This is a genomic window from Streptomyces sp. P6-2-1 (assembly GCF_050613165.1).
Lineage (GTDB): Bacteria > Actinomycetota > Actinomycetes > Streptomycetales > Streptomycetaceae > Streptomyces.
Map to the genome: position 1 here is coordinate 1,322,321 of NZ_CP192513.1, position 22,155 is coordinate 1,344,475.

Annotated in this window: 18 protein-coding genes; 9 read left to right on the forward strand and 9 right to left on the reverse strand. The window is 73.4% G+C overall.

Annotation, left to right across the window (positions count from 1 at the left end; all coding sequences use genetic code 11):
• Positions 1 to 274: 274 nt before the first annotated feature.
• Positions 275 to 955, forward strand: a complete 681-nt coding sequence (locus ACQYWQ_RS05885; protein ID WP_431032827.1) for a DUF4291 domain-containing protein — start codon at positions 275 to 277, stop codon at positions 953 to 955.
• An 83-nt stretch (positions 956 to 1,038) separates the two neighbouring features.
• The gene (locus tag ACQYWQ_RS05890; protein ID WP_431039074.1) at positions 1,039 to 1,758 is read left to right on the forward strand and encodes a GNAT family N-acetyltransferase; all 720 of its coding nucleotides are present in this window, start codon (positions 1,039 to 1,041) and stop codon (positions 1,756 to 1,758) included.
• Positions 1,759 to 1,776: 18 nt separating this feature from the next.
• Here the strand turns inward: ACQYWQ_RS05890 and pip are convergent, their stop codons facing one another.
• Complete coding sequence (pip, locus tag ACQYWQ_RS05895; RefSeq protein WP_431032828.1) at positions 1,777 to 2,748, reverse strand: prolyl aminopeptidase; 972 nt, start codon at positions 2,746 to 2,748, stop codon at positions 1,777 to 1,779.
• Between the two features lie 393 nt (positions 2,749 to 3,141).
• Between pip and ACQYWQ_RS05900 the strand changes: the two genes are divergently transcribed.
• A complete protein-coding gene (locus tag ACQYWQ_RS05900; RefSeq protein ID WP_431032829.1) occupies positions 3,142 to 5,364 on the forward strand; it encodes an NADP-dependent isocitrate dehydrogenase in 2,223 nt (740 codons plus the stop codon).
• Between the two features lie 113 nt (positions 5,365 to 5,477).
• Here ACQYWQ_RS05900 and ACQYWQ_RS05905 read toward each other — a convergent pair whose 3' ends face one another.
• Positions 5,478 to 6,617: a nitrate/nitrite transporter gene (locus ACQYWQ_RS05905; RefSeq protein ID WP_431039075.1), complete on the reverse strand. Its 1,140-nt coding sequence runs from the start codon at positions 6,615 to 6,617 to the stop codon at positions 5,478 to 5,480.
• A gap of 323 nt (positions 6,618 to 6,940) precedes the next feature.
• Here ACQYWQ_RS05905 and ACQYWQ_RS05910 point away from each other — a divergent pair, with 323 nt between their 5' ends.
• From ACQYWQ_RS05910 to ACQYWQ_RS05920, 3 genes are all read left to right on the forward strand, one after another.
• A complete protein-coding gene (locus ACQYWQ_RS05910; protein ID WP_431032830.1) occupies positions 6,941 to 7,675 on the forward strand; it encodes a uracil-DNA glycosylase in 735 nt (244 codons plus the stop codon).
• 331 nt (positions 7,676 to 8,006) lie between these two features.
• Positions 8,007 to 8,453: an RNA-binding S4 domain-containing protein gene (locus tag ACQYWQ_RS05915; RefSeq protein ID WP_431032831.1), complete on the forward strand. Its 447-nt coding sequence runs from the start codon at positions 8,007 to 8,009 to the stop codon at positions 8,451 to 8,453.
• A gap of 75 nt (positions 8,454 to 8,528) precedes the next feature.
• Complete coding sequence (locus tag ACQYWQ_RS05920; RefSeq protein WP_431032832.1) at positions 8,529 to 8,858, forward strand: hypothetical protein; 330 nt, start codon at positions 8,529 to 8,531, stop codon at positions 8,856 to 8,858.
• Positions 8,859 to 8,988: 130 nt separating this feature from the next.
• Here ACQYWQ_RS05920 and ACQYWQ_RS05925 read toward each other — a convergent pair whose 3' ends face one another.
• The gene (locus tag ACQYWQ_RS05925) at positions 8,989 to 9,705 is read right to left on the reverse strand and encodes a class I SAM-dependent methyltransferase (protein WP_431032833.1); all 717 of its coding nucleotides are present in this window, start codon (positions 9,703 to 9,705) and stop codon (positions 8,989 to 8,991) included.
• 149 nt (positions 9,706 to 9,854) lie between these two features.
• On the opposite strand from ACQYWQ_RS05925, the gene ACQYWQ_RS05930 reads away from it, so the two are divergent.
• Positions 9,855 to 10,172, forward strand: a complete 318-nt coding sequence (locus tag ACQYWQ_RS05930) for a DUF6343 family protein (RefSeq protein ID WP_431032834.1) — start codon at positions 9,855 to 9,857, stop codon at positions 10,170 to 10,172.
• 228 nt (positions 10,173 to 10,400) lie between these two features.
• Here the strand turns inward: ACQYWQ_RS05930 and ACQYWQ_RS05935 are convergent, their stop codons facing one another.
• The 5 genes from ACQYWQ_RS05935 to rpsA form a co-directional block, all read right to left on the reverse strand.
• A complete protein-coding gene (locus ACQYWQ_RS05935) occupies positions 10,401 to 10,784 on the reverse strand; it encodes a tetratricopeptide repeat protein (protein ID WP_431032835.1) in 384 nt (127 codons plus the stop codon).
• A gap of 74 nt (positions 10,785 to 10,858) precedes the next feature.
• On the reverse strand, positions 10,859 to 11,497 hold the full coding sequence (coaE, locus tag ACQYWQ_RS05940) for a dephospho-CoA kinase (protein ID WP_431032836.1): 639 nt from the start codon (positions 11,495 to 11,497) through the stop codon (positions 10,859 to 10,861).
• A gap of 154 nt (positions 11,498 to 11,651) precedes the next feature.
• Positions 11,652 to 12,590, reverse strand: coding sequence for a PAC2 family protein (locus ACQYWQ_RS05945; protein ID WP_431032837.1), 939 nt, complete (start codon positions 12,588 to 12,590; stop codon positions 11,652 to 11,654).
• Positions 12,591 to 12,749: 159 nt separating this feature from the next.
• Complete coding sequence (locus tag ACQYWQ_RS05950; protein WP_431032838.1) at positions 12,750 to 14,354, reverse strand: flavin monoamine oxidase family protein; 1,605 nt, start codon at positions 14,352 to 14,354, stop codon at positions 12,750 to 12,752.
• A 457-nt stretch (positions 14,355 to 14,811) separates the two neighbouring features.
• Positions 14,812 to 16,326: a 30S ribosomal protein S1 gene (gene rpsA, locus ACQYWQ_RS05955; RefSeq protein ID WP_431032839.1), complete on the reverse strand. Its 1,515-nt coding sequence runs from the start codon at positions 16,324 to 16,326 to the stop codon at positions 14,812 to 14,814.
• Positions 16,327 to 16,644: 318 nt separating this feature from the next.
• Here rpsA and ACQYWQ_RS05960 point away from each other — a divergent pair, with 318 nt between their 5' ends.
• A complete protein-coding gene (locus tag ACQYWQ_RS05960) occupies positions 16,645 to 17,514 on the forward strand; it encodes a class I SAM-dependent methyltransferase (RefSeq protein WP_431032840.1) in 870 nt (289 codons plus the stop codon).
• 67 nt (positions 17,515 to 17,581) lie between these two features.
• A complete protein-coding gene (gene hrpB / locus ACQYWQ_RS05965) occupies positions 17,582 to 20,068 on the forward strand; it encodes an ATP-dependent helicase HrpB (RefSeq protein ID WP_431032841.1) in 2,487 nt (828 codons plus the stop codon).
• A 78-nt stretch (positions 20,069 to 20,146) separates the two neighbouring features.
• On the opposite strand, the gene ACQYWQ_RS05970 is transcribed toward hrpB, so the two are convergent.
• Positions 20,147 to 21,928 carry a hypothetical protein gene (locus tag ACQYWQ_RS05970; RefSeq protein ID WP_431032842.1) on the reverse strand — a complete coding sequence of 594 codons (1,782 nt, stop codon included), beginning with the start codon at positions 21,926 to 21,928 and terminating at the stop codon, positions 20,147 to 20,149.
• Positions 21,929 to 22,155 lie beyond the last annotated feature (227 nt).

The following is a 22,155-nucleotide window of genomic DNA, read 5'->3' on the forward strand; positions in this document are numbered from 1 at the left end:
CGAGCCAGGCGGGCAGGGGCCGGTGGCGGAAACGGAGAAGGTGGTGAGGGCGGAATCCGCGTGCGGACAAGCTCACTCCCGTCGGCAGGTCTTGGGTACGTCGCGCGGTACGAACGCGCGGCTGCCTGCGGACGGCGGTGGCCGTGGCTGTTTCTCCAAGGGTACGGGAGGGGTGAGGTGGGGAGGAAACGGGCGGGTTACGGCGGTGTGGCCGGGGACACCGCACGGCCGGAAATGCCTTGCCGCGCTGGTCCGCGGGCGTCAGGCTCGGCGCATGGAGAGCTACGAACATCCCGGGGAGCGCGCCGGGCGGGCTGTCCCCCGCGCTGTGGGGGCTGTCCCCCCGTACGAGATACGGGCGCGGCACACGGAGGAGACGCTCACCGTCTACCAGGCGTACCGGCCCTCGCTCGGTGGTCCCGCGGCGCGCGACGGGCGGTTTCCTGCGGAGTGGGGGCGGGGACGGATGACGTGGGTCAAGCCGTCGTTCCTGTGGATGATGTACCGCTGCGGGTGGGGGACGAAGGAGGGGCAGGAGACGGTGCTCGCCGTGGAGATCACGCGGGAGGGATTTCTGTGGGCCCTGCGGCACGCGGCGCTTTCGCACTACGTGCGGGGCGTGCACGAGGACAGGGCGGCGTGGCAGTGGGCGGTGCGCCAGGCGCCGGCGCGGGTGCAGTGGGACCCGGAACGGGACTTCCACTCGCGGCCGCTGGCGCACCGCTCGCTGCAACTGGGGCTCGCGGGAGAGGCGAGCCGCCGGTACGCGGACGAGTGGATCGTCGGAATCCGGGACGTGACACCGCTCGCCCAGGAGGTGCACGGGCTCGTGCGCGAGGGGGAACTCGACGCCGCGCGGGCGCTGTTGCCCGTCGAGCGGCCCTACGAGGTGCCCGCCGACGCTCTGGCCGGGCTGCTGCCCGTACCGCGGGCGCCGGAGGAGGTCTGCGCGTGAGGGATCTGGTGGGGCGGGCCGAGCGGAACTTCGTGGCGCACGCCTGCCATCTGCACCACGGCCACCCGGGTCGGGCGGTAAGCGTGCCGCCGGGCGGGGAGGTGCACGTCGCGGACAGCGGGCTCGACGACGACACGTTCAATGTCGTGGCGGGGGCGCGGTTCCCGGGGCGGGCTTCGTCGGCGCGGGTCCTTGCGACGCTCGCCGCGTTGCGGACGACGGGGCGGCGGTTCACGTGGTGGGTGGGGCCCGGCTCGCGTCCCGAGGGGTTGTCGGCGCTGCTCGCCGCCGCTGGTGCGCCCGTGGCCGCGCGTGAGGCGGGGATGTCACGCAGCCTGCGGCGCGCCCTGCCACGAGCAGGGGCTCGGAGGGGGCTCGTGGTGCGGCGGGTCCGGACGCCCGAGGACCTCGCCGGTTTCGCCGCGGTCCTCGCGGCGAACTGGGAGCCACCCGCGGCGACGGTGCGGCGTTTCTACGCGGAGTCGGTGGAGACGTTGTCGCGCCCGGGTTGTCCGGCGCTGCTCTTCGTGGGCGAGGTGGCGGGGGAGGTCGTGGCGAGCGCGGAGGTGTTCCTGTCGGAGGGGGTCGCGGGGTTGTACAACGTGTCGACGCGGGAGGGGTTCCGGCGGCGGGGGTACGGGACGGCGGTGACGCTCGCGGCCTTGGGGGCGGCGCGTGCCGCGGGTTTCGGGACGGCGGTGCTTCAGGCGAGCGAGGAGGGGGAGCGCTTGTACCGGCGGCTCGGTTTCCGGTCGTTCGGTGTCTACACGGAGCACGCGGTGCTGCCGGCGGCCCTCGGCTGAGGCGTGGCGGCGCGTGTCTCAGGCCCCGGCCTCGTCCGCGTAGCGGTCGGTCGCGGCGACGAGGTGTCCGGCCATCTCGGCGTTCGCGCCGTGGACGCCGTCGTTGACGACGTGCAGGCTCGCCTCGGGCCAGGCGGCGGCGAGGCGGTGGACGGCGCCGGTGAGGTTGCCGGGGTCCAGCAGTCCCTGCACGAGGGTGCCGGGGATGCCGTGCAGACGGTGGGCCTCGCGCAGGATCACTTCGTCGCCGCCGAGGAAGTGGTCCTGACTGAAGTAGTGCGTGACGGTGCGCGCGAAGCCGAGGCGGAAGCGGGGGTCCTCGTAGCGAGGGGAGGAACGTGGCGGGGCGGGGATGATCGCGGTCTCCCAGTCGGTCCAGTCGCGCGCGGCGAGGGCGCGGACGGCCGGGTCGGGCGAGGCGAGCAGTTCGCGGTAGGCGGTCGCGAGGTCGCCGTCCCGTGCGGCCTCGGGCACTCCGGCGCGGAAACGCGCGAAGGCTTCGGGGAAGTAGCGGCCCAGGCCCCGGGTCAGCACCTCGACCTCGGCGCGGCTGCCGGTCGCCACACCGGTGAGGACGAGGGCGCGGACGCGGTCGGGGTGCAGTTGCGCGTACCGGAGGCCGAGGACCGAGCCGAAGGAGACGCCCCAGACGAGCCAGCGGTCGATGCCCAGGTGCGCGCGGAGCGCCTCCAGGTCGGCGATGAGGTGCGGAGTGGTGTTGGTGGTGAGGTCGTGAGCGGGATCGGAGGCGTGCGGGCGGCTGCGGCCCGCGCCGCGCTGGTCGAGCAGCACGATCCGGTACCGGGCCGGGTCGAAGTAGCGTCGGAAGGAAGGCGAGCACCCCGAGCCCGGACCGCCGTGCAGGACGAGGGCGGGCAGGCCCTCCGGATTGCCGCAGGTCTCCCAGTACAGCTCGTGCCCGTCGTCGGTGGGGAGGTGGCCGTGGGCGTGCGGGGCGGAGTCCGCGTGCAGCGGTACAGGGGTGGGCATCCCGGCAGCGTACGAGAGGGGTGCGGCCGGGGGCGAGGGGATTACGCGAGCGCGGGGCCGTGCGCGGGATGGGGTGTGGCGGTACGTGCCGGTGGCACGCCCGGGTACGTAGCCGGTGGCACGCCCGGGCACGTAGCCGGCGGCGCGGGTAGCACGTACCGGTGGCGCGGCCCCCGCGTACCGGGCCCTCACGCCGCGTACCCGAGGGGTGACGCGGGTGGGGATGCCGCCGTCCGCAGGACGAAGGGCCCTTTCGGGAGAGCCGCCCTCTCGGGATATCTTGATATCGAGCAATATTGAAAAGACGCGAAGCAAGACAGGCAAGACCCGCAAGACGAGCAACACCCGCAGTACCAGCAAGACGCAGACAGTGGAGACGGAGCGGAGCACCCGGTGACTGACTCGACCATCATCTACACGCACACCGACGAGGCGCCCGCGCTGGCGACGTACTCGTTCCTGCCGGTCATCGAGGCGTACGCCTCCACCGCCGGGGTCGGCGTGGAGAGCCGCGACATCTCGCTGTCCGGCCGCATCATCGCGAGCTTCCCGGAGTGGCTGGAGGAGGGCCAGCGCATGGAGGACGCCCTCGCCGAGCTGGGACGCCTCGCGCAGACGCCCGAGGCGAACATCATCAAGCTGCCGAACATCTCGGCGTCGATCCCGCAGCTCAAGGCCGCGATCGCCGAGCTCCAGGCGCAGGGCTACGCGCTGCCGGACTACCCGGACGACCCGCAGACGGACCAGGACAAGGACGTCCGCGCCCGCTACGACAAGATCAAGGGCTCGGCCGTCAACCCGGTCCTGCGCGAGGGCAACTCCGACCGCCGCGCCCCCGCGTCGGTGAAGAACTACGCGAAGGCCCACCCGCACCGCATGGGCGCTTGGACCCCCGAGTCCAAGACGAACGTCGCGACGATGACGCACGACGACTTCCGCTCGACCGAGAAGTCCACCGTCATCCCGGCGGACGACAGCCTGCGCATCGAGCTGAGCGGCGACGACGGCTCGACGACGGTGCTGCGCGAGTCCGTACCCGTACTCGCCGGTGAGGTCGTGGACGCCGCCGTGCTGCGCGTGGCCGCGCTGCGCGAGTTCCTGACGGCGCAGGTCGCGCGGGCCAAGGCCGAGGGCGTGCTCTTCTCCGTGCACCTCAAGGCGACGATGATGAAGGTCTCGGACCCGATCATCTTCGGTCACGTCGTGCGTGCTTTCTTCCCCAAGACGTTCGCCGCGTACGGTGACCAGCTCGCGGCCGCCGGCCTGACCCCGAACGACGGGCTCGGCGGCATCCTCAAGGGCCTCGACGCGCTGGCCGACGGCCAGAAGATCAAGGAGTCCTTCGAGGCCGAGCTGGCCGAGGGCCCCGCGCTCGCGATGGTCGACTCGGACAAGGGCATCACGAACCTGCACGTCCCCTCGGACGTCATCGTGGACGCCTCGATGCCCGCCATGATCCGCACCTCCGGTCACATGTGGGACAAGGACGGCAAGGAGGCGGACACCCTCGCGGTCATTCCGGACAGCAGCTACTCCGGTATCTACCAGGTCGTGATCGACGACTGCCGCGCGCACGGCGCCTACGACCCGGCCACGATGGGCTCGGTGCCGAACGTCGGCCTCATGGCCCAGAAGGCCGAGGAGTACGGCAGTCACGACAAGACGTTCGAGATCCCGGTCACCGGCACGGTCCGCGTGCTCAACAAGGCCGGCGAGACCGTCCTGGAGCAGGCCGTCGGCGCGGGCGACATCTTCCGTATGTGCCAGGCGAAGGACGCGCCGATCCGCGACTGGGTCAAGCTCGCCGTCTCGCGCGCCCGTGCCACCGGGACCCCGGCCATCTTCTGGCTCGACGAGACCCGCGCCCACGACGCGCAGCTCATCGCGAAGGTCAAGCAGTACCTCCCGGAGCACGACACCGAGGGCCTGACCATCGAGATCAAGTCGCCCGAGGACGCCATCGCGTACTCCCTGGAGCGCATCCGCCGCGGCGAGGACACCATCTCGGTGACCGGCAACGTGCTGCGCGACTACCTCACCGACCTCTTCCCGATCCTGGAGCTGGGCACCAGCGCCAAGATGCTCTCGGTGGTCCCGCTCATGAACGGCGGTGGCCTCTTCGAGACCGGTGCGGGCGGCTCGGCGCCGAAGCACGTGCAGCAGCTCGTCAAGGAGAACTACCTGCGCTGGGACTCGCTCGGTGAGTTCCTCGCGCTCGCGGTGAGCTTCGAGCACCTCGCGCAGAAGACCGGCAACGCGCGCGCCCAGATCCTCGCGGACACCCTGGACCGCGCCACCGGGACCTTCCTCAACGAGGACAAGTCCCCCAGCCGCAAGCTCGGCGGCATCGACAACCGCGGCAGCCACTTCTACCTGGCCCTGTACTGGGCGCAGGAGTTGGCCGCGCAGACCGAGGACGCGGAGCTGGCGGCCGCTTTCGGGCCGCTGGCCGAGAAGCTCGCTGCCGACGAGGAGAAGATCGTCGGCGAGCTGATCGCCGTCCAGGGCTCCCCCGCGGAGATCGGCGGCTACTACCGTCCCGACACCGCGAAGGCCTCGGCGGTCATGCGCCCGTCGGCCGCGTTCAACGAGGCGCTGGCCTCGCTCAAGGCCTGACGCCTGTGTGACGGGCTGACGCCCGCACCGCACACGACGGGTTGACGCCTGTGGTGCACCACGGCCCCGTACGCCTCGCGCGTACGGGGCCGTGGGCCGTTTCAACGGGCCGGCTATCCGTCGGGCCGGGCCTCGCGCATCCGCCCGTACGCGTAGACGCAGCCCGCGAGCGCGAGGTCCGACAGGAGCATGAAACCGATCGAGTACGCGTGCTTCGCGCTGTAGATCGAGCCCATGACCAGTGGTGGTACGAAGCCACCGAGGCCGCCCATCGCGCCGACGATGCCGGTGACACTGCCGACCTGGGCCTGCGGCGTGACCTGTGAGACGAGGGCGAAGACGCTGCCGCTCGCGGTGCCGAGCCCGGCGGCCATCACGAGCAGACAGATCGTTCCCGCCGGGTAGAGGCCGGGGTCGAAGGCCTGCACGATGGCGCCGAGCGCGACGATCCCGAGGGCCCACGCGGAGACGATCGCGGGGTGGATCTTGTCGCCGAGGCGGCCGCCGAGTGGCCGGAACAGGACGGTGACGAGGGCGAAGCCCGCCGCTTTCGTGCCCGCGTCGGTCGCCGAGAGCCCGTACCAGTTCTTGAGGTACGTGGGCAGGTAGACGCCGAAGGCGACGATGCCGCCGAAGCCGATCGCGTACAGCGCGGAGAGTTCCCACGTGACGCGCAGGCGTCCGGCGCGGCCGAGGCGGCGGGTGAGGGGCTGATCGGGGACGACGCGGTCGGGGTGGTCCTCGATGAGGAGAAGCGCGAGCACGCTGTAGACGGCGAGGCCGAGCGCGACGACGTAGAACGGCAGGTCCTGGCCGTGCTTGGCGATACGTGGCGTGAAGTAGCCGGAGAGGGCGACGCCACCCATGCCCATGCCGAAGATGCCCACGGCGAAGCCGCGCCGTTCGGGCGGGAACCAGGAGTTGACGAGCGGCACGCCGATCGCGAAGGTCGTGCCCGCGAGGCCGAGGAAGAAGGCGACGACGAGCAGCACCCCGTAGTTGCCACCGGCAGGGACGAGCAGCAGCGTCGGGATGATGCTGAGCGCCGAGACGAGCGGGAACATGATCCGCGCCCCGTAGCGGTCGGTGAGCGCGCCCGCGGGGACGCGGCCGACCGAGCCGACGATGACGGGGATCGCGACGAGCAGCGACTGCTGGAACGAGGAGAGGCCGAGCCGGCCCTTGTAGTGGTCGCCGAGCGGGGAGATGAGGTTCCACGCCCAGAAGGTCAGCCCGAAGCCGACGGTGGCCATGACGAGGTTGCGGTACGCCGCGCCGGGCACGGCGGTACGGCTCGTGCCGCGGCTCCCCGCGCGCGAGGCCCCCGCCGCGCGGGGCCGGCCACCGGCCGCTTCGTAGGCGTTCACGATCCTCACGCTAGGCAGCGCGATGGCGGGGCGCGTGCGGTGGTGGGCCGGACGGGGCCGGGGGACGGGGTGGGCGGGCGCGGGTCGGCGGGGCAGAGCGGGCTCGCGCGGCGGGGCCGGCTCGCGCGGCGGGGCGGTGGGGTTGGCGGTGGGGTTGGCGGTGGGGCGCGTTCCGTGGGGGGCCGGGCGGTGGGTTCTACGGTGGGGTCATGGTTCTGGGTGACGGGGTCCACGACGGTGCGGGCGGGGACCTGCACACGCTCGACGCGGAGATCACGCGGTGCCGTGCCTGTCCGCGCCTCGTGGCCTGGCGGGAGGAGGTGGGCCGGGTGAAGCGGGCGGCGTTCGCGGACGAGGAGTACTGGGCCCGGCCCGTACCCGGTTTCGGGCCGGGGGACGCGCGGCTGCTCGTGCTCGGGCTCGCCCCGGCGGCGCACGGCGGAAACCGTACAGGGCGGATGTTCACGGGCGACCGCGCGGGCGACGTACTCTTCCGCGCCCTGTACGACGTCGGCCTCGCGAGCGCGCCGCGAGCGCACACGGCCGACGACGGCCTGCGGCTGTACGGGACCCGGCTCACCTCCCCGGTGCACTGCGCTCCCCCGGCGAACAAGCCGACGCCGCTGGAGCGCGACACGTGCCGGCACTGGCTGGTGGAAGAGCTGGCTCTGCTGCGGCCCACACTGCGCGCGGTAGTTGTCCTCGGGGCTTTCGGCTGGCAGGCGGCGCTGCCCGCTTTCACGGCGGCGGCCTGGACGGTGCCGCGCCCGCGCCCGGCCTTCGGCCACGGCGCCCGTGTCCGGCTGGCGGCACGGGACGGGGGCAAGCCGCTCGACGTCTTCGGCTGCTACCACGTGAGCCAGCGCAACACGTTCACGGGCCGACTGACACCGGAGATGCTGAGGGGGGTGCTGCGGGAGGCGGCGGGAGTGAGCGTGGGGTGAGGGGGCGGGGCGGGGGGAGCGAGGGATGGGCGGGTGGGGAGGCGGGGAGGCCGTGTTGGGCGGGTGGGGGGAGGGACTTGGGGTGGGAAGGTTGCTGTGGGGCGCGGGGGGCTCGGGACAGACCCCCGCCCTCCCAGGGGGGCGCCCCTGCATCAATTCTTCCAGGGCGCGAACCCCCCTCGCCCCCACCCGCCGAAATCTGTGGATAACTTCGCCGAAGTCGTCATCTCTCTCACCCGAAAGCGTGGCGAGCGTCCGGAGTAGTCCGCTCCTGGCGTACTGACCCGCCGAGCAGGGCCGGTCGTCGGTGGTGCCGTTTAGGCTCGGGGGCATGGCGAGCGAGGTGGGGACGGAGACCGGGAGTGTGCGGGTCGATGTGTGGCTGTGGGCGGTGCGGATGGTGAAGACACGGTCGGCGGCGACCGCGTCCTGCCGGGCCGGGCACGTACGGATCAACAACGCCCCGGCCAAGGCGGCGGCAGCGGTCCGGGTCGGTGACGAGGTGCGGTTGCGGCACGAGGGGCGCGACCGGGTCCTCGTCGTACGTGGCCTGCTCCGCAAGCGCGTCGGCGCGCCCGTCGCGGTCACGTGCTACGAGGACCACAGCCCGCCCCCGCCGCCTCGCGAGGCCGTCGCGCCCGCCGGTGTCAGGGACCGGGGAGCGGGCCGGCCCACCAAGCGCGACCGGCGCGAGATGGAGCGGTTGCGCGGGGCGGCGGCGCTCGGGGCGCCGCAGCTGCCGTCGTACGAGTGGGAGGCGGGACGGGCGCGGGACTGAGCGAGCGAGCGGGCGGGGCCTACCGGCCGCACCGCTGGGAGGCCGTCAGCCAGGACAGGACACCGCGTCCCGCCAGTGCCGGTCCCGCACCGTCCGGCACGACCCGCCCTCACGATCGACGACCAGCGGATCACGTACGACGTCGCCGGCACCGAGTTCGGCGCCGACGACGCCATGTGCCTGCCCGAGACGCCCATGTCGATCGCCTTCGGCCAGGGGGCTCATCGCCCCGGAGGGCCGGACAAGGGCCGGACCTCGACGACACCGCGCGCCTGCGACGTGCGGATCGACCGCGACCCGCACGTCAAGGGCCAGGACCTCGCCCCCCCGCGGCAGGTGAACACGCAGATCGCCGCCTACCGCACGGCGGGCCCAGCCTCCGAGGACACCGTCCCCAACGCCTGAGTCCGCGCCTCCGAAGTCCCCCACCCCGGATTCCCCACCTCCTCCTGAGTCCGCGCCTCCTGAATCCGTGCCTCCTGCCCGCCGCCCCGGGTGGAGCCCACGTATCCGGCGTCCCCGCCTCGCCCGGGCCTCAGGCCGCCGCGGCCCGCCACCACACCCCGTCCTCGCTCAGCCGCTCCACCGGACGCAGCCCCTCCTCCGCGAGCACCGCAGCGAAGGCCTCGTCGTCCAGGGGGCGCGAGAGGAAGGTCTGCGTCCATGTCGCGTCCGGGAACTCGTACTCGGCGCGCACCTGGCGGACCCCTTCCGCGTACGGCCCCTTCGTGTACGGCACCGAGGAGACGATCCTGGTCGTGAAGCCCTCGTCGTGCCGCTCGCGCGGGAGGTGGTCGTGGGCGTCGGCCGGTTCGCGCTGGAGCAGCAGGCTGCCGCCCCGCGCGAGGTGGCGGCGGCACGCGCGCAGCAGGCCGCGCCGCACCTCGGGGTCCCCGGCGTGGATGAGGAAGGAGGCGAGCAGGACCACGGGGAAGGTCTCCCCGAGGTCGAGCCGCTCGATCGGGGAGCACACCGTGCGGGCCCCGCGCACCCGGTCGAGCATCGCCGCCGACTCGTCCACCGCCGTCACGTCGAAGCCGCGCTCCAGCAGCGGGTGCGTGACCCGCCCGGCGCCGCAGCCCAGCTCCAGGAGACGCGCCCCCGGCGGGGCGACCGAGGCGATGACGTCCGGCTCGTCCCTCACCGGCAGCCGCGTGTACAGCTCGACCGCGCAGCCGTCCGGTGTCAGCGCGCCCGGGCCGCTCGCCCCGTACCCCGGGCGGTACTCGGTCGTCGTCCCCTCACCCGCCATGTGCCCGCTCCCTCCCTCGGCGCCCGCCTCGTCCCGCGGCGCTCCTGTCCGGGCAACGGCTCGGCCGCCGCCCCGGTTCCCCCGTTTCCCTTCCTCAGCCGATCGAGGTACACCGGAAGGAGAGCCCCGATGAGGGAGCGGTGAAAGTCATGCCTGCTGGAACGCACCATGCGCACCACCACCGGACGTCCGCGGCCGCCGGTGGCCATCTGACCAGGGCGAACACCGAGCGACCCGGGCGCAGTGGCACGGAGCCGCTCACGGCGCGCAGTCCGCTGGGGCTGCGGCTCGCGCTCAGTGTGTGGGGCGAGGTGGTGACGATCGTCGCGACGGTTGTCTTCGTCCTCACCGGTCACCCGGGGTGGGCGGTGGTGAGCGCGGTGTTGTGGCTGCTCGTGACGATCGACCTCGTCGTCGTCTCCGTACGGCTGCGCAAGGACCGGCAGCCTCCGTCGCCGTGGCGCTGAGCCGCCCCCACCGACCCGGCCGCCCGGACTGCCCCCACGGACCCGACCGTCCAGACCGACCCCACCAGCCCCACGAGAACCCCCGGCCCCAGCAGCCCCGGGGGAACCTCCCACCCCACCGGCCTCACGGGAGCCACCGGCCCCAACACCCCCGCGGCACGCCCCCAGTCCGCCCAACACACCCCCGCAGGAGCCGTCGAGCCCCGCCCCCGCCCCCGCGCACGGTTCTCAGTCCTGCCCGGCCCCGCCCGCGCCGCCGAACTTCGCCGCGCGCAGGTAGTCGGGCCGCGGGTCCAGGGCCGCCGCGAGGCGGAAATGGCGCTGGGCCGCCTCGGGGCGGTTGGCGCGCTCGAAAGTGCGGGCGAGCGCGAAGTGCGCGAAGGCATTGTCCGGCTCGCGCTCCAGCACGAGGCTGAATTCCAGCTCGGCGCCGCGCAGTTGGGCCCCCGCGAAGAAGGCGCGGGCGCGCAGCAGGCGGGCGGCGGTGTTCTCGGGGTGCGCGGCGATCACGTTGTCGAGCAGCTTGATCGCTCCGCGCGGGTCCTTGGCCGCGAGCAGATGCTCGGCGGCGCGGTAGTCGATGACGTGGTCCTCGGGGCTGTTCGCGGGCACAGCGGGGCCTCCTCTCCCGGCACGGGCGCAACACGCGGGCGCCCGCGCGTATTCCTCCCCCGCGCGGCGGGCGCTCAGTCCCCCACCGCGCCCCGCGCGGACGACTCCCCCCGTGCCCGCCGTGCCAGCGACTGCCACACCTCGCGCACCCGCGCGGCCAGTTCCTCGCGCGTGCCGTCATTGGGGATCACGACATCGGCGACGGCGAGGCGCTGTGCGCGCGTGGCCTGCGCTGCCATGCGGGCGCGGGCGTCGGCCTCGCTCATGCCGCGGTCCCCGGTCAGGCGCCCCAGCTGTGTCTCGGGGCGCGCGTCGACGACAAGAACGAGGTCGTAGAGGGACTGGAGGCCGTTCTCGACGAGGAGCGGGACGTCGTTGACGACGACGGCACCGGCGGGTGCCGCCGCCTGAAGCGCCGCTGAGCGCTCCCGTACGAGGGGGTGGACGATGCCGTTGAGCGTGCGCAGGCGTTCCTCGTCGGCGAAGACGAGCGCGCCGAGACGCGGCCTGTCGAGGCTGCCGTCGGGGGCGAGGATCTCGGGGCCGAAGGCGGCGACGAGCGCGGCGAGACCCTCTGTGCCCGGCTCGACGACCTCGCGGGCGATCCGGTCGGAGTCGATCAGCACAGCCCCGTACGAGACGAGCAGCCGTGACACCTCGCTCTTGCCGGCGCCGATCCCGCCGGTCAGCCCTACCGAAAGTACCGAAGACATGAGCGCAGCCTAGAGCCTGCGGGTCGCGCACCCGCGCGCGCCCCGCCTCCCGTCTGCGCGCACCCGCGCCCGCCCCGCCTCCCGTCTGCCCGCACCCCACGTGCCGTCTGCGCGCGCCCCGCGTCCCGCCCGCGGGCGGCTCCGCCCCGGCCCCTCAGGCGTCCCCCTCCCGCTCGGCGAGGAACTGCTCGAACTCGCGGCCGATCTCGTCCGCCGTCGGGATGTCCACGGGCTCGGCGAGCATGTTGCCCCGCGCGAGGGCCCCCGCGGCCGCGTCGTACTGGTGCTCAAGGCCCTGGACGAGCGCGGTGAGTTCCTCGTCGCCCTCGCGGACCTGCCGCTCGATCTCCGTCTGTGTGCGGTGGGCGTCGTTGCGCAGGGAGTGCACGAGGCCGGGCAGCACGAGCCCGGTCGCCGCGGTGAAGGCTTCGAGCGCGGTGAGTGCCGCGTCGGGGTACGCGGAGCGGGCCAGGTAGTGCGGGACATGCGCGGCGATGCCGAGGATGTCGTGGCCCGCCTGGCCGAGCCGGTACTGCACGACGGCGCCCGCCGAGCCGGGCACCTGGGCCGTCTCGAAGGGGCTCGGGTGACCGGGAACGAGGTCGCTGCGGTTGCCGTGCGGGGTGAGGCCGACGGGGCGGGTGTGCGGGACGCCCATCGGGATGCCGTAGATGTCGGCGACGAGGCGGACGCCCAGACGCTCGACGATCTGCCCGACGGCGGCGGCGAACCTCTCCCACTCGACGTCCGGTTCGGGGCCGCTGAGCAGCAGGAAGGGGGCGCCGGTCGCGTCCTGGACGAGGCGGACCTCGATGACAGGCTCCTCGTAGTCGGTCCAGCGGTCGCGGCGGAAGGTGAGCATCGGCCTGCGGGCGCGGTAGTCGACGAGGCGGTCGTGGTCGAAGCGGGCGACGACCTGGTGCGGCAGGGTGTCGAGCATCCGCTCGACGATCTGCTCGCCGGTCTCCCCCGCGTCGATGTAGCCGTCGAAGTGGCACAGCATGACGAGCCCGGCGGACTCCTGGGCCAGCGCGGTGTCGACCACCGCCAGGCCCTTCGGCACCCATGAGTACAAATCCTGCGGATCAAGCACGGTAAGGCCCTCCGGTCCTCTCTTACTCCGTGGACGAGAACGCCGGGGGCGGCACGGATCATTCCCGCACCGCCCCCTTGATCACACTTGATCACATCCGGCCGGAGAACCGGAGCGAGGAAGTCCACTCGAAAGTCCCTCGGACCCCCTCGGCTTCCCTCAACTGCTGAGCACCCGGCGGTGCAGGCTTCCCACGACCTTGCGCGCCGAGGAGAACGCGCCGTGCTGCCAGGCGTCGAGGTAGCTGAGCCAGTCGCCCGCGAAGTAGACGTGCCCCGCGGGCTCGTTGAGCGGCGCGAAGGCGGGCGCGTCGGGGCCGCCCGCGAGGGAGTGCCAGGACGCTTCGAGGTAGGGGGTCTGGCGCCAGTGGTGCGAGAAGGAGGAGGAGAGGTGCTTGCGGTAGGACTCGCCGTGGATCTTGACGCCCTGGGCGACGGCGCGCGCCTCGCGCTCCTTGGGCGTGAGCGCCGCGTAGGAGTCGGCGTGGGCGCCGGTGTTGTAGTAGCCGATGAGCAGGCCGCGGTCGTCGTGGTAGCCGTGCGAGGGGTACCAGATGTGGTCGAGATCCATGTCGGTCTCGGTGATGCCGCCGTAGATGCGGTGCTCGGTCTCCCACCAGCGGGTGCGGTATTCGAGGCCGATCTTCCCCGCCGATGACGGCTTGCACGCCTCCAGGGCGCTCTGCACAGCGGAGCCGAGGTTGTGCGAGGTCTTGGCGAGGATGTTGGGCGGCAGCGCGGCGATGCAGTAGTCGGCGTCGATACGGTGGCTGCGCCCGCCCTGCGTGTACGTGACGGTGACGCCGTGCGCGGTGTTCTTGAGGTCGGTGACGGCGGCTCCGGTACGGATGTGCCGCTCGCCTATCGCGCGCGTGAGCGCGGCGGGTATGCGGTCCATGCCCCCGACGGGCTGGAACATGAGCATGGCCTGGTCGTAGCCGAACTCGAAGGAGAAGTAGCGGCCGACGTTGGAGGCGAAGACCTCGGAGACGGAGGCGGGGGCGCCGAGTTCCTCGCCGGGGCTCCCGGCCGCGCCGGGATCGGTGAGGTAGCCGCGGCGTTCGCTGCCCGTGTACGTGCGGTCGGCGCCGAGGTCGCCGAAGGACTTGAGGAAGCTCTGGAGGCGTTCGCGGTCGTCGGCGGTGAGTTCCTTGTCGAGCGCGCCCGTGTCGGTGGCCTTGGCGAGGAGTTCGGAGACGTAGCCGTAGACGTCCGCCTTGGCGGTGCGGTAGCGGGTCGGGGCCGTCATCCCGGCCTGCTCGTTGTAGAGGTAGGCGCTCGCGTTGGTGTTGGTGAAGACCTCGATGGGGACGCCGAGTTCGCGACAGTAGTCGAGGGTGTTCATCCACTGGGCGATGCGTCCGGGCCCGGCGTTCATGTACTGGCCCTTGGAGAAGCGGGCGGTCTGCCGGTGGCCGTTCAGGTCGACGGTGGTGTCCCCGCCGCGGACGGTGAAGTTGCGGCCCCCGGTGCGCTCGCGGGCCTCCAGGATCGTGCAGTCGTACCCGGCCTTGCCGAGTTCGTAGGCGGAGGCGAGCCCCGCGATGCCGCCGCCGATGACGACGACCTTCGCCGCCGCTTTGCCGCGCAGTGTGAAGTCGCCGGTGCGCGGCGCGGTGAACTCCGGTTCGTGGCGGGCCGCGGCGGCCGCGTCGGGGGCGAGCCCGAGGGCGCCCATCGTGGCGAACATGACGCCCGCACCGCCGGTCACACCGACATTGCGCAGGAAGGAACGACGAGTGCTGCCCGGCTGCATCTCTTCCACGTGCGGCTTCCTCTCCCTCGGGACACGCGCCGGTGGCGGCCGGGCGTGATCTTGGATGGCGAGGAGCTTCGCAGCGCGGGGTTACGGGCCTCGTCCCACAGCTGTATCGCACACGTTTCCGGGTGTTACGAGCCGGAGCGGCGGTACGAGGGCGAGGCGGCCCACCACACGGGGCGCGCCGCCGCCAAGGCCCCCCCGCAGGAGCCACCGCCCGCGAGGGGCACCGCCACAGGAGCCACCGCCCACAGGAGCCACCGCCCCCAGGAGCCACCGCCCGCAAGAGGCCAGGCCCGCCCGGGGGCAACGCCCGCCCCGGGCCGACGCCCGCGAGGGCCACAGCCCCGGCGAGGGGGCGCGGCGGCCCCGTACCGTCGCGTCCGGAGACGCCGAAGTCCCGGCCCCCACCGGAAGGGGGACCGGGACTTCGTACTACCGCTTACCGCGTGCGGTCAGGCGATCAGCTCTGGCCGCCGGCCAGCTTCTCGCGCAGGGCCGCGAGCGCCTCGTCCGAGGCGAGGGCGCCCGAGTTGTCACCGGTGTCCGAGGAGTACGAACCGCCGGTGCTGCCGCCACTGCTGCTGGCGCCCGCGGCGGCCGGAGCCGCCTCGGTGCCCTCGGCAGCGGCCTGCTCGTCGGCCTCGCGGGACTTGATGACCTGGGCCTGGTGCTGCTCGAAGCGGGTCTGGGCCTCGGCGTACTGGCCCTCCCACTCCTCGCGCTGCTTCTCGTACCCCTCGAGCCAGTCGTTGGTCTCGGGGTCGAAGCCCTCGGGGTAGATGTAGTTGCCCTGGTCGTCGTAGGACGCGGCCATGCCGTACAGGGTCGGGTCGAACTCGACCGCGGCCGGGTCGGCGCCGAAGGCCTCGTTGGCCTGCTTCAGCGAGAGGCTGATGCGGCGGCGCTCCAGGTCGATGTCGATGACCTTGACGAAGATCTCGTCGTTGACCTGGACGACCTGCTCCGGGATCTCCACGTGGCGCTCGGCCAGCTCGGAGATGTGGACCAGGCCCTCGATGCCCTCGTCGACGCGGACGAACGCGCCGAAGGGAACGAGCTTGGTGACCTTGCCGGGGACGACCTGACCGATCTGGTGCGTCCGGGCGAACTGCTGCCACGGGTCTTCCTGCGTCGCCTTGAGCGACAGGGAGACACGCTCGCGGTCCATGTCGACGTCGAGGACCTCGACGGTGACCTCCTGGCCGACCTCGACAACCTCGGAGGGGTGGTCGATGTGCTTCCAGGACAGCTCGGAGACGTGGACCAGACCGTCCACGCCACCCAGGTCCACGAAGGCACCGAAGTTGACGATGGAGGAGACGACGCCGGAGCGGACCTGACCCTTCTGGAGGGTCGTGAGGAAGGTCTGGCGCACCTCGGACTGGGTCTGCTCCAGCCAGGCACGGCGGGACAGGACCACGTTGTTGCGGTTCTTGTCCAGCTCGATGATCTTCGCCTCAAGCTCCTTGCCCACGTAGGGCTGGAGGTCGCGGACGCGGCGCATCTCGACCAGGGAGGCCGGGAGGAAGCCGCGGAGGCCGATGTCGAGGATGAGACCACCCTTGACGACCTCGATGACGGTACCGGTGACGATGCCGTCCTCTTCCTTGATCTTCTCGATCGTGCCCCAGGCGCGCTCGTACTGCGCGCGCTTCTTGGACAGGATGAGCCGACCCTCCTTGTCCTCCTTCTGGAGAACAAGGGCCTCGATCTCGTCGCCGACCTTGACGACCTCGTTGGGGTCGACGTCGTGCTTGATCGAAAGCTCGCGGGAGGGGATGACGCCTTCGGTCTTGTAACCGATGTCGAGCAGGACCTCGTCCCGGTCGACCTTCACGATGACGCCGTCGACGATGTCGCCGTCGTTGAAGTACTTGATCGTCTCGTCGATCGCGGCGAGGAAGGCTTCCTCGTTACCGATGTCGTTGACCGCTACCTGCGGGGTGGTGGCGGTGGTCTCGGTGCTGCTCGTCATGTGGGTAAGGGCTCCGGTACGGACATTGAAGTCGTAGGCACTGCTAGCGCTGGAGCCCATTTCGCACTGTGGAGCCCGAGCGGCCCGCGGCCGCCGCACCCCGGGGGCCGGCCGCCTCGAACCGCGAGACAAACAACAGTTGCGAGCACCGCCTGCTAGGTCTGAGGAGCGCAGGCTCGCAGCGCAACTTGTAGCATACGGGGGCAGCCGGACAGGGTCAATGCGCGAAGGCGCCCACGCGAGGGCGATCCCCGCATTCCCGGCACACGGCGCCTCCTTGAGGACACGGCGGCGACGGCTGGAGCGAACAGTACGACGATGGAGCACATCATCCAAGCCCCCCAGACCCCCTTCGACCCGGCAGGCGAGACCGCCGAGGACGACACCGTCACCGCGACGCGGCGTGCCGCAGGCGTCACCGAGAGCAGCCACGCCAACCGGGGCTGGTGGAACGGCAACGCGGACGAGTACCAGGCCGAGCACGGCACCTTCCTCGGCGACGACCGTTTCGTCTGGGGCCCCGAGGGGCTCGACGAGGTCGAGGCGCAGCTCCTCGGCCCCGCCGAGGAACTGGCGGGCAAGGACGTCCTGGAGATCGGCGCGGGCGCGGCCCAGTGCTCGCGCTGGCTCGCCGCGCAGGGCGCACGGCCCGTCGCGCTCGACCTCGCGCACCGCCAGCTCCAGCACGCGCTGCGCATCGCCGAGGAGCACTCCGCGCGCTTCCCGCTCGTCGAGGCGGACGCGAGCGCGCTGCCCTTCGCCGGCTCCTCCTTCGACCTGGCCTGTTCGGCGTACGGGGCGCTGCCCTTCGTCGCCGATCCGGTACGGGTGCTGCGCGAGGTGCGCCGCGTACTGCGGCCGGGCGGGCGCTTCGTCTTCTCGGTGACCCACCCGATGCGCTGGGCCTTCCCGGACGAGCCGGGCCCCGAGGGGCTGAGCGTCTCGGGCTCGTACTTCGACCGCACTCCCTATGTGGAGGAGGACGAGGAGGGCGAGGCCGTGTACGTGGAGCACCACCGCACGGTCGGGGACCGCGTCCGCGACGTCGTGCGCGCGGGCCTGCGGCTCGTGGACCTCGTCGAGCCCGAGTGGCCCGAGTGGAACACGCAGGAGTGGGGCGGCTGGTCCCCGCTGCGCGGACACCTCATCCCCGGCACGGCGATCTTCGTGTGCGAGAAGGACGCCTGAGCGCTTCCCCGTGCGCCGCGGGGCCCTCGGGCGCTCCCGCCCCCGGCCCTGCGCGAGACTTGGCCCCGTGATCCGTACCGCCGCGCTCGACGCCCTGCCCGTCCGCACCGCGCTCCCCGCGCTCGCCTCCGCGTTGTACGGGCCTGGCGCGGGCGGTACGGCGGTGCTCACCGCGCCCCCGGGCAGCGGCAAGACGACCCTCGTGCCGCTCGCGCTCGCCGGGCTGCTCGGGGACGGGACGCCCGAGCGGCGCGTGCTCGTCGCCGAACCGCGCAGGATCGCGGTACGGGCGGCGGCGCGGCGCATGGCCTGGCTGCTGGGTGAGGAGGTGGGCGAACGCGTCGGCTTCCGGGTGCGCGGCGAGCGGCGCACGGGGCCGCGTACCCGCGTCGAGGTCGTCACGACGGGTGTCCTGCTCCAGCGGCTCCAGCGCGACCAGGAACTCGCGGGCGTGGATGCCGTGATCCTCGACGAGTGCCATGAGCGGCACCTCGACGCGGACACGGCGACGGCGTTCCTGCTCGACGTACGGGCGGCGCTGCGGCCGGAGTTGCGGCTGCTCGCGGCCTCGGCGACGACGGACGCCGAGGGCTGGGCGCGGCTGCTGGACGGCGCGCCCGTCGTGCGCGCGGAGGGGATCTCGTATCCCGTCGAGACGGTATGGGTGCCGCCCCGGCGGCCCTTCAGGCCGCCGCACGGGCTGCGTGTGGACCCGGCGCAGCTCCAGCACGTCGCGGCGGTCGTGCGGCAGGCGCTCGCGGAGCGGACGGGCGACGTGCTGTGCTTCCTGCCGGGTGTCGGCGAGATCGCGAAGGTCGCCGGGCTGCTCGCCGGGGAGCCCGGCATCGAGGTGTCGCAGGTGCACGGGCGGGCTCCGGCCGAGACGCAGGACGCGGTGCTCGCGGGGCCGGGGGCGCTGCGCAGGGTCGTGCTCGCGACCTCGGTCGCGGAGTCCTCGCTGACGGTGCCCGGGGTGCGGGTCGTCGTGGACGCGGGGCTCGCGCGGGAGCCGCGGGTCGATCACGCGCGCGGGCTCGCCGCGCTCACGACGGTACGGGCCTCGCTCGCCGCCGCCGCGCAACGTGCGGGCCGGGCCGGGCGGGAGGCCCCGGGGACCGCGTACCGCTGCTGGGACCGGGCCGACGAGCACCGCATGGCGTCCTTCCCCGCGCCGGAGATCGCCGTCGCCGACCTCACCGCCTTCGCGCTCCAGGCCGCGTGCTGGGGCGATCCGGAGGCGTCCTCGCTCGCCTTGCTCGACCCGCCCCCCGCCGGTGCGCTCGCGGCCGCGCGCACGGTGCTCGCCGCGCTCGGCGCGACGGGTGCGGACGGGCGGGCGACGGCGCGCGGGGAGCGGCTCGCGCGCCTCGGGCTGCACCCGCGTCTGGGGCGTGCGCTGCTCGACGGGGCGGGGGAGGTCGGGGGACGGCTCGCCGCCGAGTTCGTGGCGCTCCTGAGCGAGGAGCCGCCGCGCGCCTACGGGGATGACCTGGCGCTCGTGCTGCGGCGGGCCAGGCAGGGCGGTGACGGGTACGGGGGCCGGTGGCGGCAGGAGGTGCGGCGGCTGCGCGGGGCGCTGCGGCAGGCGGGCGCCGACACGGGCGACGCGCTGCTCACGGAGGACGCGGCGGCCGGTGTCGTGACGGCGCTCGCGCACCCGGAGCGGGTCGCGCGGGCGCGCGGCGGGGGCTTCCTCATGGTCTCCGGTACGGGCGCGGAGCCGGAGCGCGCGTCGCGGCTGCGCGAGGCGGCGTGGCTCGCCGTCGCTGTCGCCGACCGTCCCGCGGGCGCCGCGTCGGCGCGGGTACGGCTCGCGGCGGCGATCGACGAGCGGACGGCCCGCGAGGCGGCCGCGCCGCTGTACACGGAGGGGCAGGAGGTGCGCTGGGCGGACGGGGACGTACGGGCCCGCGAGGTGAGCCGCATCGGCGCGGTCGTGCTGCGCGAACGGAACCTGGCGGCGCCCGAACCGGCGCGCGTGCGTGCGGCGTTGCTCGAAGGGCTCGCGGAGACCGGGCTCGGGCTCCTGGAGTGGACGCAGGCGGCGCGGGGCCTTCGGGCGCGGATGGCGTTCCTGCACGGGGCGCTCGGTGCGCCGTGGGCGGACGTGTCGGACGCGGCGCTCCTCGCGCGCGCCGACGACTGGCTGGAGCCGGAGCTGTCGCGGGCGCGGCGGCGGGCCGACCTGGCGCGCGTGAGGGTCGCCGAGGCGCTGCGGCGCTTGCTGCCCTGGGCCTCGGGCGAGGCGGGGCGGTTCGCCGAACTCGCCCCGGAATCGGTGGAGTTGCCGGACGGGAGGCGGGTGCGGCTCGCCTATCCCGAGGACGGGGCGGGCGAGCCTCCTGTGCTCGCCGCACGGGTGCAGCAGTTGTTCGGCTTGCGCGAGACGCCGCGCGTGGCGGGGGTGCCCGTCCTGGTGCACCTGCTGTCCCCGGCGGGGCGGCCCGCCGCGGTGACCTCGGACCTGGCGTCCTTCTGGGCGGAGGGCTACCGGGCCGTGCGGGCGGATCTGCGCGGGCGGTACCCGAAGCACGCGTGGCCGGAGCGGCCCTGAGCGGTGGGGCGGCCCCGGACGGTGGCGGCCCCGGGCCCGGGGTGGTCCCGCGGGCCGGGACCACCGTCGGCGTGTGCCTTACGCGGCCGGGCTCTCGCTCCCCGTGCCGGGCTCCGGGCTCTCGGAGCCTCCCTCGCCGGGTTCCTCCGGCTTCGGGTCCGTCACCTTCAGGGCGACGTCCACCGTGGCCTTGCCCGCGGTGAACCGCAGGACGTAGGTACCCGGCTGGTCCCCCGCGTGGAGGTTGGGCAGGCGCAGGACGCCGTCCTTGTCGCTCACGAGGGTGAGGGCGCGGGTCTCGTTGTCGTCGGCGTCGCGCACGAAGGGGCCGGTGTCCTCGGCGAGTTCCTCGCCGTCCTTGTCGAGTACCGCGACCGTCGTGCGGACGCCCGCGACGGCCTTCCCTTCGAGCGTGGCCCTGAGGTCCGGGCTCTCCTCGAAGGCGTCGCCCGCCTTCGCCTCGTACGTGGCCTCGTCGTCCACCGGGCTGAGGGTGTCGGCGGCAGGTTCGGTGACCGTGGCGGCGAAGTCGACCGGGCCGGGTGTGCCGGACGCGAGGCTCGCGCGGACGGTGAACCTGCCCGCGGTCTTGCCCGCGGTGAGGGTCGGGGCCGTCGCCGTGCCCTGCGCGTTCGTCGTGACGACGACGCTCTTGGCGCCGGAGAAGCGCGCGTCGGTGTCGCCGACGAGGCCGAAGGTGACCTTGAGCCCGGCCACCGGCTTGCCCTCCTTGTCGAGCGCGCGCACGGCGGGCCGCACATCGAAGTCGAGCCCGGTGAGGGTGGCGAGCGTCGCGGGCCCGGTCTTCGCGAGGGAGGTGACCCGCTCGGCGGGCGGCTTCGGCGTGGTGGGCGGGGTGGTGGGCGGCGTCGTGGGAGGTGTGCTCGGCGTGCCCGGGCTCGTGGGGGGCTTCGTCGCGGGGGGCGTGGAGCTGTCCGGCAGCGTGGGCGAGGTGCTGTGCCCGGGCGGCGTCGGCCGTACGGACGGCGGGGTGGAGGGCGGCGTCGAAGGGCTCGGTGAGGCCGGGGTGTGCGGGCGGCTGGGCACCGGCCCGGTGCCGTCGGGGACTTCGTGGGCGCCGTCGCGGTAGAAGTCGTACCAGGTCAGGACCGTCGCGAGGTACTCGGCCGAGTGGTTGTAGCTGAGGATCGCCGCGTGCATGCCGTCGCTCGTCGCGAGGTCGCGGCCGTCTCCGCACAGGTAGTAACCGGCGGCGAGTGCCGCGTCGTAGACGTTGTTGGGGTCCTCGATGCCGTCACCGTTGCCGTCCCGCCCCGATGTCGCCCACGTCGAGGGGATGAACTGCATGGGGCCGACCGCGCGGTCGTGCGTCGTGTCGTCGTCGTAGCGCCCGTGGTCGGTGTCCTTGATGAGCGCGAAGCCCTGGCCGTTGAGCGGCGGGCCGAGGATCTTGCCGACCGTGGTGCCGTCCGCGTCGACCTTCCCGCCGCTCGCGTGGCCCGACTCGACGTGGCCGATCGCGGCGAGCAGCTCCCACGGCAGGCGGCACTCGCCGCGCGTGCGGGCGAGTTCCGCCTCCGCCTTCTTGTACGCGGCGAGCACCGTGGCAGGGATGCCGGCCTGGGCCTCGACGGGGTCGGTCTCGCCGCCCGGCTTCCGGGTGCCCGGCAGGTCGTGCGAGGACTGGGGGTCGCTCGGGCGGATCGGGGGCAGGTCGGTGTAGTAGTGGTCGTCGCTCGGCGGGACCTGGTCGCCCGCCTCGGCCGAGTGACGGGCGCCGTCGGACAGGTCCTTGGTCGCGTGGGGGCCCTGTGAGCCGGCGAGCGCCGCCATCACCGCCGCCGTGACCGCCGTCGCCGCGGCCCCTTTACGCAGCCGTATCCCGAATTGCGCCGCCATCCCGGTCCGCCCCTCCCGTCCGCCGCCCGCCACGCGCCCCGGCGTGTTGACCCAGGTGACACTACGACAACTTCCCGCACCGGGGCAGTCGAGGGTGACCGGCTTTCACCACTTGGCCATATCTCGCCCCCGCCCCTTCGCCCCCCGTTCAGCCCGCGCGGACACGGAGTGAGCGCGCACGCACGGGCGGCATGGGGCATGACGGCATGGGTGGGTACGGGGTGTGC